This window comes from Pseudoalteromonas haloplanktis ATCC 14393 (genome assembly GCF_000238355.1).
Classification (GTDB): Bacteria; Pseudomonadota; Gammaproteobacteria; order Enterobacterales; family Alteromonadaceae; genus Pseudoalteromonas; species Pseudoalteromonas haloplanktis.
In genome coordinates this window covers 521400-536582 of record NZ_AHCA01000002.1, presented here as the reverse complement: position 1 = coordinate 536582, position 15183 = coordinate 521400, and the positions used below count along the sequence as shown (strand labels likewise).

12 protein-coding genes are annotated in these 15183 nt (G+C 43.0%); 7 read left to right on the top strand and 5 right to left on the bottom strand.

All coding sequences use genetic code 11. From position 1 onward, the window contains the following. Positions 1-23: 23 nt before the first annotated feature. The gene (locus PHAL_RS0106540) at positions 24-407 is read left to right on the top strand and encodes a septal ring lytic transglycosylase RlpA family protein (RefSeq protein WP_374954829.1); all 384 of its coding nucleotides are present in this window, start codon (positions 24-26) and stop codon (positions 405-407) included. On the opposite strand, the gene cydC is transcribed toward PHAL_RS0106540, so the two are convergent. Genes cydC through PHAL_RS0106515 form a run of 5 tightly spaced genes read right to left on the bottom strand, consistent with a single transcriptional unit; the run spans position 404 to position 6798 of the window. Next, positions 404-2137 carry a thiol reductant ABC exporter subunit CydC gene (cydC, locus tag PHAL_RS0106535; protein ID WP_016707629.1) on the bottom strand — a complete coding sequence of 578 codons (1734 nt, stop codon included), beginning with the start codon at positions 2135-2137 and terminating at the stop codon, positions 404-406. The two genes, PHAL_RS0106540 and cydC, sit on opposite strands and share 4 nt — an antisense overlap. Then, positions 2130-3908 carry a thiol reductant ABC exporter subunit CydD gene (gene cydD, locus PHAL_RS0106530; protein ID WP_016707628.1) on the bottom strand — a complete coding sequence of 593 codons (1779 nt, stop codon included), beginning with the start codon at positions 3906-3908 and terminating at the stop codon, positions 2130-2132. The genes cydC and cydD overlap by 8 nt, the downstream gene beginning before the upstream one ends. Continuing rightward, on the bottom strand, positions 3898-4050 hold the full coding sequence (cydX, locus tag PHAL_RS0106525) for a cytochrome bd-I oxidase subunit CydX (RefSeq protein ID WP_016707627.1): 153 nt from the start codon (positions 4048-4050) through the stop codon (positions 3898-3900). Before cydX ends, cydD begins: the two co-directional genes overlap by 11 nt. Before the next feature lie 13 nt (positions 4051-4063). Further along, complete coding sequence (gene cydB / locus PHAL_RS0106520) at positions 4064-5203, bottom strand: cytochrome d ubiquinol oxidase subunit II (RefSeq protein ID WP_016707626.1); 1140 nt, start codon at positions 5201-5203, stop codon at positions 4064-4066. Next, entirely contained in the window at positions 5200-6798 is a 1599-nt protein-coding gene (locus PHAL_RS0106515) for a cytochrome ubiquinol oxidase subunit I (protein WP_016707625.1), read from the bottom strand. The genes cydB and PHAL_RS0106515 overlap by 4 nt, the downstream gene beginning before the upstream one ends. 379 nt (positions 6799-7177) lie before the next feature. Here PHAL_RS0106515 and lpxB point away from each other — a divergent pair, with 379 nt between their 5' ends. The 6 genes from lpxB (at position 7178) to PHAL_RS0106485 (ending at position 15156) form a co-directional block, all read left to right on the top strand. Next, complete coding sequence (gene lpxB, locus PHAL_RS0106510; RefSeq protein ID WP_016707624.1) at positions 7178-8335, top strand: lipid-A-disaccharide synthase; 1158 nt, start codon at positions 7178-7180, stop codon at positions 8333-8335. Beyond that, positions 8325-8921 carry a ribonuclease HII gene (gene rnhB, locus PHAL_RS0106505; RefSeq protein WP_016707623.1) on the top strand — a complete coding sequence of 199 codons (597 nt, stop codon included), beginning with the start codon at positions 8325-8327 and terminating at the stop codon, positions 8919-8921. Before lpxB ends, rnhB begins: the two co-directional genes overlap by 11 nt. After that, positions 8921-12412 carry a DNA polymerase III subunit alpha gene (dnaE, locus tag PHAL_RS0106500; protein WP_016707622.1) on the top strand — a complete coding sequence of 1164 codons (3492 nt, stop codon included), beginning with the start codon at positions 8921-8923 and terminating at the stop codon, positions 12410-12412. Before rnhB ends, dnaE begins: the two co-directional genes overlap by 1 nt. Positions 12413-12428: 16 nt before the next feature. Continuing rightward, entirely contained in the window at positions 12429-13385 is a 957-nt protein-coding gene (gene accA / locus PHAL_RS0106495) for an acetyl-CoA carboxylase carboxyl transferase subunit alpha (RefSeq protein ID WP_016707621.1), read from the top strand. 128 nt (positions 13386-13513) lie between these two features. Further along, the gene (gene tilS / locus PHAL_RS0106490; RefSeq protein ID WP_016707620.1) at positions 13514-14821 is read left to right on the top strand and encodes a tRNA lysidine(34) synthetase TilS; all 1308 of its coding nucleotides are present in this window, start codon (positions 13514-13516) and stop codon (positions 14819-14821) included. Beyond that, complete coding sequence (locus PHAL_RS0106485) at positions 14818-15156, top strand: hypothetical protein (RefSeq protein ID WP_016707619.1); 339 nt, start codon at positions 14818-14820, stop codon at positions 15154-15156. Before tilS ends, PHAL_RS0106485 begins: the two co-directional genes overlap by 4 nt. Positions 15157-15183: the final 27 nt, after the last annotated feature.

The following is a 15183-nucleotide window of genomic DNA, read 5'->3' as shown; positions in this document are numbered from 1 at the left end:
TATGCATTCTAAAGGAGCGTTGAATTTTGATTAAACCATTTCTAATTAGTTTATCACTGGCTATTTTAGCGGGTTGTAGTAGCTCGCCTGCCAATTACTCAGTAACAAACGCAAAGGTGATTGAGCAGGGGCAAGCCAGCTTTTATGCAGATAAATACCATGGCCGATTGACTGCCAATGGTGAAAAGTTTGATCAACATGCCATGACCGCAGCGCATAAACAACTTCCGTTTAATAGCAAAGTGAAAGTTACTAACACAGCGAATAACCGCTCGGTGGTGGTCAGAGTGAATGATCGTGGTCCTTTTATTCGCGGCCGTATCATTGACTTATCAAAGCATGCGTTTGCAAAGCTCGCAGAGCCGAATTTAGGGGTTATTAACGTTACTATTGAGGTAATTGATTAAAACCGTGTGATTAAGTTCACGTAATCAGTGTGCTCTGTTACTAGCTGTTGATGCGTTGCAATCGCTTTTACAGCTCCTTGCTCTAACCAAATCACTTTGTCCATGTTGGCAAGCAAAGCAGGATCATGGGTTATGCTGATCACAGTGCAATGCTCCATGCTGGTTAATATTGCATCCATAACCAGATGTTTAGATTGATTGTCGAGCCCTTCGGTTGGCTCATCAAGTACTAGAATTGCTGGTGTACGTAGCAGTGCTTGCGCTAACGCTAAGCGTCTTGATTGTCCTCGTGACAAGCTTCTTCCAGCTGTCCCTAGGCGAGTATTTAAGCCTAGCTTTAACTCATGTAACCAATCTGTAAGTTGTGCTTGTTGGCAAACTTCATACATTTGCGCTTCGCTTGCATCGGGGGCAGCATAACGCAAATTCTCAGCAATAGTGCCATCAAAAATATGGTGCTGTTGTGCAACGATACTAATAAGTTCGCAGCGGTTTTGCTGACTAATCGTGTTTATCGCGATGTTTTTGTCTGGTGAGAGCAGGTTTATTGCCCCGTTTTGCTGCGGCCACAAACCACTGAGTAAATTAACCAGTGTACTTTTACCACTACCACTTTGGCCTACAATGGCGACTTTCTGCAATGGTAAAATTGTAAAGTTGATATTGCTAAGCGCATAATTATCAGCGTGATAGTTATAGCTTAGTTGTTTAAATTCAAGCCCTAATGGTTGTACTGCCACTAGCTCGTGAGTGGTGTTGGTGGTCGAGGGCAGTTTATCCTCCAAAGCAAAAATACGCTGTGCAGCACTCAGTGCGACGGGTAACTGGATGAAAGCATTAGGCAGTGTCAACACGGTTTCAAAACTAGCGAGTACAAATAAGCTGAGCATAGCTAATTCAACATTCACCATAGAGCCGTCATACACCAATGGAGTAATTATCACAATCGCGCCCAGCATACTCAGTTGCACGATTAGTAGAGATAAGCCATTACTATGCGCTTCTGCATTGTGGCGGGTAAATAATTGCTGATTATAGCGTTCACTGGCCCTACGACACTGCGCAACTTGTTGCTCCGTGGCTTGGTAAATAGCCAGCTCTCTTAGGCCACTTAAAGTGTCAGATAACTGGGCACGTAAAGTTGCTGAGTATTTAGTTTCAAGTTCGGCAGTTTGTTGTAGTTGCTTACTTAACATTATCGGCAGTGCAACGCCTACTAACAGCAATGAAATAAAACATAACAGGGCGACATTGGCGTTATAAATACTCATAAATAGAAGTACAATGGGCACGCTTACAAGTGCAACTATCATGGGCAGAAGTACGTTCAAATAAAATTTATCGAGGGCTTCTACGTCATTTTGCATGCGGTTAAAAAGATCGGCGCTGCGACTCATTGCTAAATCAACATTATTTAATTTGCTCAACGTGCTGAAGACATTGATGCGGATCTCACTCAATAATAAAAAAGTAGCGTTGTGGGTTACTAAACGCTCGCCATAACGTGACGCTGTTCTAACAATCGCTAAAAAGCGGATCACACCAGCGGGAGTGAAGTAGTTCATGTGCACACCGGCTAAACCTGCTGCAGCCATCGCAGCTAAAAACCAGCCGGAAATAGCCAGTAAGCCAACATTAGCCAAGACCGTTAGTGTTGCTAAAAAGGCACCCAACAACATAGCGCTAAGGTGCGGTTTGCACAATTTAAGTAGGCGAATAAAGTTAGTCATTACGATGGCTCCTAGCATTGACTAAGTTGAACAAGCCACCTTGCTGCTGCATTAAGGAAACAAAACGACCTTGTTCAATCACTGTGCCTTTTTGCATAACCAATATTTTCTTCGCATGCTTAATCGTATTTAAGCGATGAGCAATCACAATGACTAAGTGAGTTTTGGCATATTCATTAATTGCATGTTGTACTTGTTGTTCTGTTTGGCTATCTAAGTGCGCAGTTGGTTCATCAAGAACTAAAATAGGTGCTTGTTTTAAAAATGCACGGGCTAAAGCAATGCGCTGCTTTTGCCCTCCCGACAGTCCTTCACCTTGTTCACCAATATGAGTATCAAAGCCATTAGGTAATGCATTGATAAACTCGAGTGCACCGGCTTGCTTGGCCGCAGCGGCTAATTGCGCCGCAGTAGCATCTGGCTTTGCTAGTAATAAATTGGCCTTGATGGTGGTGAATAATAAGGTTGGCTTTTGTGGGATCCAGGCGATATGTTGCTGCCAGTGGAGAATGTCAGGCTGAGTTAATTGTTGTTGGTTAACTACGATTGCACTGATCACTTGTGGATTAAAGCCCAGCAAACAATCAAGTAGAGTACTTTTCCCTGCGCCACTTTGACCAACAATGGCATATAAACCCGTGCCTGCAAAAGTGAGGTTAATATCGTTAATTCCTTCATGGCTATTTGGGTAATGAAAGTTTAAATTGTTGATCTGCAGCTGTTCAATGCACTCGAGTTTCAAAGGAGAATGGTCCGAGATCGTTGCGTTGGTGTTCTCTGCTATTGGTTCATTTAATATTTTTAGCATATCAGCTGCTGCACTGATCCCTTCTAACTTGGCGTGGTAGTGACTGCCTAACTGGCGCAGCGGTAAATAAAACTCAGGGGCAAGTAATAACACCACGAAACCAGTAGCAAAGTCCAAGGTGCCAAAAAACAACCGAAAACCGATGATCACTGCCACCAGTGCTACGCTGATAGTGGCAAAAAACTCCAATGCAAAAGATGATAGAAATGCAATTTTTAACACGCTTAGAGTTGCGTGGCGAAAATCGTCAGATATCTTGGCTATTTGTTTTAATTCGCGTTTGGTGGCATCAAATAATTTAAGTTGGGTAAGACCTTGCAAGCGATCAAAAAAGTAATTACCCAGTACAGCCAGCTTTTGCCAACGTTGTTGGTTAAGTTGTTCAGCTTGGTGACCGACTAAAATCATAAAAAACGGAATAAGCGGTGCAGTAAATAAAAAGATCAAACCGGCTTTCCAATCGGTTGGAAAAATCACCATTAAAATAGCTAAAGGGATCAGGGCGCTGTAAGCCACACTAGGCAAATAGTTTGCGTAATAATCGTGCAAGGCTTCAACACCGTTATGTAACGTATTTAAGGTTGCGCCATGACCGTGTTGTTCAATGTAACTTGGCCCAAGTAGAGTGAGCTTCTCTAATAACGTATGGCGCATTGCGGTTTTAATTTTTAGCGCGGCTTTAGCGCTGGTACGTTGCGAAAGCCCAAGTAGCATAGCGCGTGCTAAGATCAGTGCAGCTAATGGCCAAAGTAAAGGGGTGATGGTTGCTAATTCCGCCTGTTGAAACATAACTAAATGAATTGAGCGAGCCACCAAGTAAGCGCTGGCGATCATCAGTACCGCATTAAAAGTACCTAATGCGATACTCATTTTTAATAGACTGCCGGCGTGATTTGCATGATTTTTTAAAAACGCGCGCAACGTAGTTTGTTGCGCGCGATTTGGTCGGGGGTTAGTTGTCATTTTGGCGATTAAGCCTATCGTGTAATTCTTGTTCGTCGTCAGCGATACTGTCTTTGTTTTGACCAAATTCATACCACATTACGTTGATCACACCTAACGTACAGGCTAATAGAACACCGAGTATCCAAGCAAAATACCACATAAGTTAAATCTCCTTAGTAACTGCCATGGCTATTATTTTCAATTTCTTTAACCGTCACTTTGCGCCACATTTTTACATAGCACCATGTGGTGTAGCATAAAATAAGAGGTACAAAAATAACAACCGCAATAAACATGACATTCAAGGTCATATGACTCGATACCGCGTCCCATATCGTTAAGCTAATATCAGGGTAGTTACTTGACGGCATGATGAACGGGAACAATGACATACCAGCGGTTAAAATGACGCCAGCAAGCATTAAGCTAGTACAAATGAGTGCTAAAGCGGCTTTATTCGCTTTTGACAATAGCCATGCAGCTGCTGCCATCACAAAAGCAATGACAGGGAATGCAATACTTAAAGGAGTCGTTTGGTAGTTATTTAACCATGCTCCTGTTGCTGTAGTGACTGTTTTATCAAGTGGATTAGCAAAGCCTTGTTTATCGCCCATAGAGACGATTTGATAACCATCAATATTAGCCACCCAAAACCCAGCAATAGCAAAGAGGACAATAAATACCAATAGCGCATAGCGGCCATATTGCGCCGAACGTCTTGCTACATCGCTATCAGTGCGTAGTTGTAACCACATACCGCCATGCGCAAGTAGCATTGATATACTGATCAAGCCGGCTAATAAAGCAAAGGGATTTAATAGCGCAAAGAAAGAACCTTGGTAGCTCGTTCTCAGGTACTCATCAATGCTAAACGGAACGCCTAAAAACAGATTACCAAATGCAACACCGAATACGAGAGCGGGAATGGCACTGCCGGCAAATAAGCCCCAGTCCCAATTGTTACGCCAGCGCAATGAGTCAATTTTGCTACGGTAGTCAAAGCCTAACGGTCTAAAAAATAGTGCAAATAACACTAACATCATGGCGAAGTAAAAGCCCGAAAATGCTGCTGCATACACCATCGGCCAGGCTGCAAATAAAGCACCGCCAGCGGTAATAAACCATACTTGGTTACCATCCCAGTGAGGGCCAACCGTGTTGATCACCACACGGCGCTCGCTGTCGGTTTTCCCCACCAGTTTGATAAGCATGGCAACGCCCATGTCCATGCCGTCGGTGATAGCAAAGCCAATCAGTAGTACACCGATGATCACCCACCAAAGTAACTTTAACGTTTCATAATCGAAAATCATGATTTTGCTCCTTGCTCGTCAGTTAGTTGGTTGCGATTTGTGTGCTCATCATGTTCAAAGTGATATTTACCAGTGTGCAATGAACTAGGGCCTAGTTTCACAAAGCGCAGCATCAGCCAGCCTTCAATAATGGCAAGGCCGGTATAAAAGACGATAAAGCCCGTTAAGCTTATCAATATATCATTGACAGTCAGTGATGATGTGGCCAAAAAGGTCGGCAGTATTTCTGAAATAGCCCAAGGCTGACGGCCATATTCTGCAACTATCCAACCAAACTCAATGGCTATCCATGGTAGAGGAATACTGAACACTGTGGCCCATAACAACCAGCGCTTTTGTTCAATAACACGGTGTGCATTGTAGTAAAAAGCGAGCACAAAGACGATTAACATGATCATCCCACAGCCTACCATAATTCTGAATGACCAAAACATCGGACCAACTTTAGGGAATGAATCTTTTACGGCTTTTTGGATCTGCTCCTCAGTGGCATCAACCACATTCGGCGTGTACCGTTTTAGTAATAACCCGTAGCCTAAATCAGCTTTTAGCTCATCAAACTTAGCAATGTTTTCTGCAGACTCATCACCTGAGCGCAGTTTTTCGAGGTACTTATACGCTATCATACCGTTGCGTATACGCACTTCGTGTTGTTTTTCTAAATCATTAATACCGGTAACTTGCTCATCTAACGAGCGAGTTGCAATAATGCCGAGCGCATAAGGAATTTTAACCGCTGCGTGGGTCACTTGTTCATCGGAGTCAGGAATACCTACTAACGTAAACGCAGCTGGGGCTTCTTCGGTATGCCACTCCGCTTCTATGGTTGCCAGTTTTACTTTTTGCACCTCGCCTACTTCATAACCCGATTCATCACCGAGTAAAATAACGCACAAGATTGACGCTAAACCAAAACCAGAGGCAACCGAGAATGAACGTTTAGCGAAGGCAAGATCGCGTCCCTTTAAGATATACCAACTACTGATCCCTAGTACAAACATGGATGCCGCAACATAACCTGCAGACACGGTGTGTATAAATTTAACTTGCGCAACGGGGTTAAATACCAGCTCAGCGAAATTGGTCATTTCCATGCGCATAGTTTGATAGTTAAACTCGGCGCCAACTGGGTTTTGCATCCAACCATTGGCAATTAATATCCACAGTGCCGACATATTAGTACCAATCGCCATTAAGAAAGTGCCCGCAAGATGTTGGCGTTTACTTAAGCGCTCCCAGCCTAAAAAGAACATACCGACAAAGGTTGATTCTAAAAAGAACGCCATTAACCCTTCAATAGCCAGAGGGGCACCAAACACATCGCCCACATAATGAGAATAATAAGACCAATTAGTACCAAATTCGAATTCCATGGTCAGGCCGGTCGCGACACCAATGGCAAAGTTGATCCCAAATAGTTTACCCCAAAACTTGGTCATATCGCGGTAGATCTCTCGGCCGGTCATAACATAGACCGACTCCATGATCACCAAAATCCAAGTCATTCCTAGGGTCAGTGGTACAAATAAAAAGTGAAACAGGGCGGTGACAGCAAACTGTAATCGCGATAGATCCACAAAGGTTTCATCTATCATTTTTTATAGCTCCTTGTATGTGCGGGCAAGTCACAAAACAAATAAAGTAAGCAAACGTTAACTTTCGATCTTTCAGTAATTATTGAAAGTTCGAACAGTATTCACTTTTGGTTAATTATTGTCAATCACAAAATGGGTAAATCCACACCCCTTTATGAGTATTGTGACGTTGTTGAGTTAGCTTCATTAAGTGAAACACAGAGTTTAAGTATTTGCCAATTTATGTTTGAAAAACATACAAATAGTTTCATTTGTGTTGTTATGGGTACGTGCACGAATGTTTCTAAAATTTATTCAAGCTGTGTCATTTAATCGTATTAAAAAACACGCTAGACTAGGGCGTATGACCGTCTCTTTGACTTGTGAATAAAAAGTACCCATGAATAAACATAAACAACCACTGCGTATAGCAATTGTAGTTGGAGAATTTTCCGGCGATATATTAGGCGAAGGCCTAATTAAGGCGTTAAAAAAACGCTACCCAGATGCCATTTTCGAAGGTATCGCGGGGCCAAAAATGCAGGCGCAAGGTTGTCATAGCTTATTCGAGATGGAAGAGTTGGCCGTCATGGGACTCGTTGAAGTATTAGGGCGATTGCCGCGGTTATTAAAAATTCGCAAACAATTAGTACAGCACTTTATTGATAACCCACCAGATGTTTTTATTGGCATTGACGCGCCTGATTTTAACTTGCGGGTTGAAAAACCACTTAAAGATGCGGGCATTAAAACGATTCAGTATGTCAGTCCTTCAGTATGGGCATGGCGCGAAAAGCGTATTCATAAAATTAGCGCCGCTACTAATATGGTGCTGGCGTTATTACCGTTCGAAAAAGCATTTTATGATAAACACAATGTACCGTGTACGTTTGTAGGGCACACACTCGCAGATGATATTGCCCTTGAGCATGATGACAGTGCTGCGCGTGAGCAGCTCGGTTTACAACAAGATGATAAAGTACTGGCGTTATTACCAGGAAGCCGTGGCTCGGAAGTTGGTTTGTTGAGTGAAACTTACCTTAAAACGGCCGCAGGCTTACAGGCTAAAAATCCAGATTTAAAAATTGTTGTGCCGCTTGTTAACGCGCAACGAAAAGCACAATTTTCAACTATTTTGGCAGCCACTGCGCCGCAATTGAATGTTCAATTATTAGATGGTCAATCAAATCTTGCTATGCAAGCGGCTGATGTGATTTTAATCGCATCGGGCACCGCGACGCTTGAAGGCATGCTGTATAAAAAACCTATGGTGGTTGGTTATAAAATAAAAGCCTTGAGTTATTGGATTTTTAAAAGCTTATTCACCTTTAATATCAAATACTTTTCGTTGCCAAACTTATTAGCTGACGAAGAATTAGTGCCTGAGTTTATGCAGCATGATTGCAGTGTTGAAAACCTAACCAATGCTTTAGAACCGATGCTAAATAGTGATAATAAAGAATTAAAAGCACGCTTTTTAGCGATTCATCAACAAATACGCTTAAATGCCAGTGAGCAAGCGGCTACGGCTGTTGCGGAGATTATAAATGCAAATTGAACGCCCTAATGTTGAGCTTATCGCAGGTGTTGACGAAGTTGGCCGTGGCCCATTAGTCGGTGATGTTGTGACTGCTGCGGTGATACTTGATCCGGCAAACCCAATAGTAGGTCTTACCGATTCAAAAAAACTGACCGATAAAAAACGCCAAGCATTGGCGATTGAAATTAAAGAGAAAGCGCTGAGTTGGTCTATTGGTCGTTGTAGCCCCACTGAAATTGATGAGCTAAATATTCTCCACGCCACTATGCTGGCAATGACGCGTGCCGTTGAAGGGTTAAGTATCACACCTGAGTTTGTATACGTTGATGGTAACCGCCTACCTTCACTCGCAATGCCAGCACACGCTGTAGTTAAAGGCGATAGTTTAGTGGCCGAAATTTCAGCGGCCTCTATTATCGCGAAAGTGGCGCGTGATGATGAAATGATAGAATTAGATAAGCGCTATCCGCATTATGGTTTTGCAGGGCACAAAGGTTACCCCACCAAAGCGCATTTTGCCGCTCTTGAGCAATATGGCGCAATTGCTGAACATCGTAAAAGTTTTAAACCAGTACAACGTGTACTGGCAATGCAGGAGAAGTAATGGCAGCGCCAGATTTTGTCCACCTGCGGGTTCATTCTGATTTCTCAATGGTCGATGGTTTAGCAAAAACTAAACCGATAGTAGCGAAAGCGCAAGAGCTGCAATTGCCCGCATTGGCTATCACCGATCAAATGAATTTATGTGGCTTAGTACGGTTTTATGATACTGCTCATAATGCTGGTATTAAACCCATTGTTGGCGCTGATTTTTGGCTACACAGTCCGGAATTTCCGGAAGGGCCGTGCCGTTTAGTTATTTTAGCCAAAGACAACACCGGTTATAAAAATCTTACGCTATTAATTTCCAAAGCGTATCAGCGCGGGCATTTATTTCACCGCCCAGTGATTGATAGAGAGTGGCTAATAGAGCACAAAGAAGGCCTTATTATACTCTCTGGTGCAAAAGATGGCGATTTAGGTAAAGCCTTATTAAAAGGCAACCCTGCGATTGTTGAATCGGTGGTGAGTTTTTATAAACAACATTTTAGCGATAACTATTACATTGAGTTGATCCGCACAAAGCGCGCGCAAGAAGAAGATTATTTACACTTAGCGGTTGAACTTGCAACCGTTGAGCAGCTCCCCGTGGTGGCAACCAATGAGGTCGTATTTTTAAAACCAGAAAACTTTGAAGCACACGAAATTCGTGTAGCAATTTTTGATGGTTATACCCTCGATGATAAACGCAGACCAAAACGCTTCTCTGAAGAACAATACTTAAAAACCCCAGAGCAAATGACAGAGTTGTTTAGTGATATTCCAGAAGCGCTGCAAAACAGTGTTGAAATCGCTAAACGTTGTAATGTTACTGTACAGCTTGGGACTTACTTCTTACCCGATTACCCAACCGGCTCATTAAAAATTGAAGACTTTTTAGTTAAAGTATCAAAAGATGGCCTTGAAGAGCGTTTGCAGTTCTTATTCCCAGATGAAGCTGAGCGCGTCGAAAAACGTGTTGAGTATGATGAGCGTTTGCAAGTTGAACTTGATGTAATCAACCAAATGGGATTTCCAGGTTACTTCTTGATCGTAATGGAGTTCATCCAATGGAGTAAAGATAACAATATTCCAGTGGGACCAGGACGGGGATCTGGTGCGGGGTCATTGGTGGCTTACGCATTAAAAATCACGGACCTTGATCCACTTGAGTTTGACTTACTTTTCGAACGGTTTTTGAACCCTGAGCGTGTCTCAATGCCGGATTTCGACGTCGATTTCTGTATGGACCGGCGTGATGAAGTAATCGATCACGTATCGGCGTTATATGGACGGGACGCGGTATCACAGATCATCACCTTTGGTACTATGGCGGCTAAAGCGGTAATACGTGATGTTGGCCGAGTACTTGGTCACCCGTATGGATTTGTTGACCGTATTTCAAAATTAATTCCAGGCGATCCTGGTATGACACTTGCCAAAGCGTTTGATGTCGAGCCTCGTTTGCAAGAAGCGTATGACGGTGACTCAGAGGTTAAAGATCTGATTGATATGTGTCGCATCCTTGAAGGTTGTACACGGAATGCTGGTAAACATGCGGGGGGGGTCGTTATATCGCCCACCACAATCACTGATTTTGCTGCGCTGTACTGTGATGACGAAGGTAAGTTCCCGGTCACCCAGTTTGATAAAAATGACGTAGAAACCGCCGGTCTTGTTAAGTTTGACTTTTTAGGTCTGCGTACTTTGACCATTTTACAGTGGGCCGTTGATATGACCAACGAGCGCCTTGTGCGCGAAGGTAAAAAGCCTGTTGATATCAATGCAATCCCATTAGATGATCAAAAGAGTATTGAGTTATTACTACGCGCTGAAACCACAGCAGTATTCCAGTTAGAGTCACGAGGCATGAAGGATCTGATCCGACGTCTTAAACCGGACTGCTTTGAAGATATGATTGCACTTGTTGCCTTGTTCCGTCCAGGACCACTGCAATCGGGCATGGTAGATAACTTTATCGACCGAAAACTTGGCCGTGAAGAAATCTCTTACCCTGACGCTCAGTACCAGCATGAAAGTTTAAAACCTATTTTAGAGCCTACTTACGGCATTATCTTGTATCAAGAACAAGTAATGCAGATTGCACAGGTATTAGCCGGTTACACCCTAGGTGGCGCCGATATGCTGCGTCGTGCTATGGGTAAGAAAAAGCCCGAAGAAATGGCAAAGCAGCGTTCAACCTTTGAAGATGGTGCGCGAAATAACGGGATTGACGGCGAACTAGCAATTAAAATCTTCGACTTGGTAGAGAAGTTCGCAGGTTACGGTTTTAACAAATCTCACTCGGCAGCCTATGCGTTAGTGTCGTATCAAACCTTGTGGATGAAAACTCATTACCCGGCTGAATTTATGGCGGCGGTAATGTCTGCGGATATGGATAACACCGAAAAAATCGTCACCCTAGTCGATGAATGTGAGAACATGAAACTCACATTATTACCGCCAGACGTTAACGCTGGTGCTTACAAGTTTACAGTTAACCTAAAAGGTGAAATTGTTTACGGCATTGGTGCTATCAAAGGGGTGGGTGAAGCGCCTGTTGATGCCATTTTAGAGGCGCGTCAAGCTGGTGGCCCGTTTAAAGACTTATTTGATTTTTGTGCGCGTGTTGATTTAAAGCGTATCAACAAGCGTGTAACCGAGAAACTGATTTATGCAGGTGCGCTTGATCAACTCGGGCCAGAGAAAACGCAACCCGCTCGTGCTACATTATTGGCAAGTTTAAAAGACGCCATGCGTGCAGCAGATCAACATCATAAAGCAGAGTCGTTAGGGCAAACCGATTTATTTGGTTTGCTTGCAACTGAGCCAGATGAGGTTGAACAAGCCTTTATTAAAGCCACTCCACTGACTGATAATCAATGGCTTGACGGCGAAAAAGAAACCTTAGGTTTATACCTAACTGGGCACCCGATAAATCAGTATCGTAAAGAGCTGAGATATTACACCAGTGGCAAGTTAGTGGATTTACAGCCAACTAATCGCGATGTGCAGTCTACGGCTGCAGGCCTTGTGATTGCAGCAAGAGTGCTCGTAAACAAAAAAGGAAATCGTTGGGGACTTGTAACTTTAGATGACAAGAGTGCCCGTATTGATGTACGCTTATTCCCAGAACAGTTTGAAATGTACCAAGATATGCTGCAAATCAACAATATCTTGGTAATATCTGGACAGGTCAGCTTTGATAACTTCTCTGGTGGTATTACAATGACCGCCAGAGACATATGCACCATAGCGCAAGCGCGAGAAAAACGGATTAAAGCGATTAAAATGACGCTGAATATGGTGCAAATCGAAGCGAACTTCTTCGAAAATTTACAAAAAGTACTCGAACCTTATAAGTTTGGTACTTGTCCGATTAAGGTTTACTACCAGCGTCCAGATGCGCTGGCACAGTTAACTCTCGGGACAGAATGGTGTGTTACGCCTAGTGATGACTTAATTCATAAGTTATCGTTAATGGCGGCGCAAGATGTAGAACTAGAATTTAACTAATTAGGTAGTTTAGAGCATGAGCCTCAATTATCTTGATTTTGAGCTTCCAATCGCAGAGTTAGAAGCAAAAATTGAAGAGTTACAAAATATAAGCCGCGCTGGCGATTTAGATCTTGAATTAGAAGAGGAAGTCAGCCGATTAAAAGAGAAAAGTGCCAAAATGAAAGAGGAGATATTCTCTAAGTTAGGTGCTTGGCAGGTTTCTCAGTTAGCCCGTCATCCGTTGCGTCCTTATACTCGAGATTATATCGAGCGTATTTTTACGGAATTTGACGAGTTTGCTGGCGATCGTACTTTTGCTAATGATCCCGCTATTTTAGGTGGTATCGCGCGTTTTGAAGGCCAACCTGTGATGGTTATTGGTCAACAAAAAGGCCGTGATACCGCTGAAAAAATCAAACGCAACTTTGGTATGCCAAAGCCAGAAGGTTACCGTAAAGCATTACGCTTAATGGAAATGGCTGAGCGCTTTAAAATGCCAATCATGACCTTTATTGACACGCCGGGTGCATACCCAGGTGTTGGTGCTGAAGAGCGCGGTCAGTCTGAAGCAATCGCACGTAACCTTAAAGTGATGGCAGCATTAAAAGTGCCAACAATTTGTACGGTTATTGGTGAAGGCGGTTCAGGTGGTGCATTAGCAATTGGTGTTGGCGATCGCGTTAACATGTTGCAATACAGTACTTACTCGGTAATTTCACCAGAAGGCTGTGCCTCAATTTTGTGGAAAAGCGCTGATAAAGCGCCACTTGCTGCAGAAGCGATGGGTGTAACCGCAGAACGAGTAAAAGAACTTGATTTGATCAACAGTCTAGTTGAAGAGCCATTAGGTGGCGCGCACCGTAACTACGACGGTATGGCACGTAATCTTAAAAATCAGCTTAAACGTGACTTAGCAGATCTACAAGCCTTATCACTTGATGAGATGCTTGAACAACGTTATAAACGTTTAATGTCATTTGGTTATTGTTAATATAGCTAATTGATGGAAAAAAGCCGCTTTTGCGGCTTTTTTGTTTTAAAATGTTTATCAGCTATCAGCTATCAGCTATCAGCTATTCGGCTTAAGCTAATCAACCATCTATTTAGCGGTTTTAATTCATGCAAACAACGTTGTTATATCAACAAGTAAAAAACGTCATCAAGCCTTATGTAGCAGCGCATAAATGCTCTTTTACAATAGCGCTTTCAGGTGGTGTTGATTCTGTGGTATTACTGCACGTTATGAATGCGCTCAAAGCCGATATGCCTCAGTTGCAATTAAGTGCAGTATACGTGCATCATGGTTTAAGTCAGTACGCCGATGACTGGCAGTTATTTTGTGAAAAGCTATGCGCCACACTGAATATTACCTTTGATACGGCGCAGGTTAAAATTGAGCAAAAAACACGTACGAGTTTAGAGCAACAAGCACGTGATGCTCGTTATCAAGCCCTTGATAAACTCAGCCCATCAGGCAGTATTATTTTGCTGGGGCAGCACTTAAACGATCAACTAGAAACCTTTTTACTGCGCTTGAAGCGCGGCTCTGGTTTGCAAGGTTTAACCGCAATGCGGCAAACGCGTATGCTTAGCTCTGGTAGAGAGTGTTTTAGGCCGCTGCTGAATGTTTCTCGACAAGATATTGAGCAATTTGCCGCAGACTTTAATCTTGAGCATATTACTGACGACTCAAATAGTGATGAACGCTTTGATCGTAATTTTATTCGTCAGCAAGTTGTGCCACTACTGAGCGAACGCTTTAAAGGGTTTGAAAAAAGTGCCACGCGAAGTGTAAATTTATTGCAGCAGCAACAAGATGTGCTCGACGAATACACTCAGCAAGATTTACAACAATGCCAAAATAACCAGCAGGGTTTAAGCTGTTTAGCGCTTGCGAACTACAGCGCTGCGCGACAAGCAAATGTACTACGCAGTTGGCTTGGGCAATTCACTGCACTTATGCCATCACACCAGCAAACGTTGCAAATACTTAGCCAAGGATTAACGGCACAGGCTGATGCTCAATTACTCATTCAGTTAGCGCAAGGGCAAGTGCGCCGTCATCAACAGTTTTTTTATTTTGTGCGTGACACCGCTGTGCCGCTTAGCCAATTAGTAACCGATGCTGAGCTGTTGCTGTCTGATGGTCGTAGTTTAGTTCAATTAACGGGTGAAGGAATTAGAAAACCACTGCCTAATGAACAAGTCACTGTGCATTTTAACCGCCCACAAGCACGTATTAAACCACGTAAAAAACCGGGCCATAATACGCTTAAACATTGGTTCAAAGACGCTAAAATCGCGCCTTGGCTGCGTGCGAGTGTGCCGCTTATTTTTTATAATGAACAATTAGTCTATGTAGTAGGGCATTTTATAAGTGCTGAACACTATCAACAAGAAGGTATATTTTGGAACATAAAAACATGAGCAAGCCACAGCCCCACGTTGGTTTATCGCTTGTTAATAAAGCACCATTAGGGCTTGTGAGCACCGCATTAATCGCCATTATCGCCACGTTGATGTTTGACTTAGAGCTATTAACATTAGCTTATGCCAGTGCGGGTGGATTACTTTGCGCGGTAATATTAATTGCTTATTGGTTAGGTAAAGGCGGGATATTTTTTATTGTTGGGGTAAGCATTCCACTGCTAATGGTTATCATAATGCCTTTAGCCACCATGGCAGCTTTGTTGTATTTGGTTAGTGGCTTCTTTTTTGGTTTTTGCTTAGCCTTGCTCGGTTATAAGCTGACAGCTAAATAAGCATCTAATGCCTAGCGGGGGAACTAG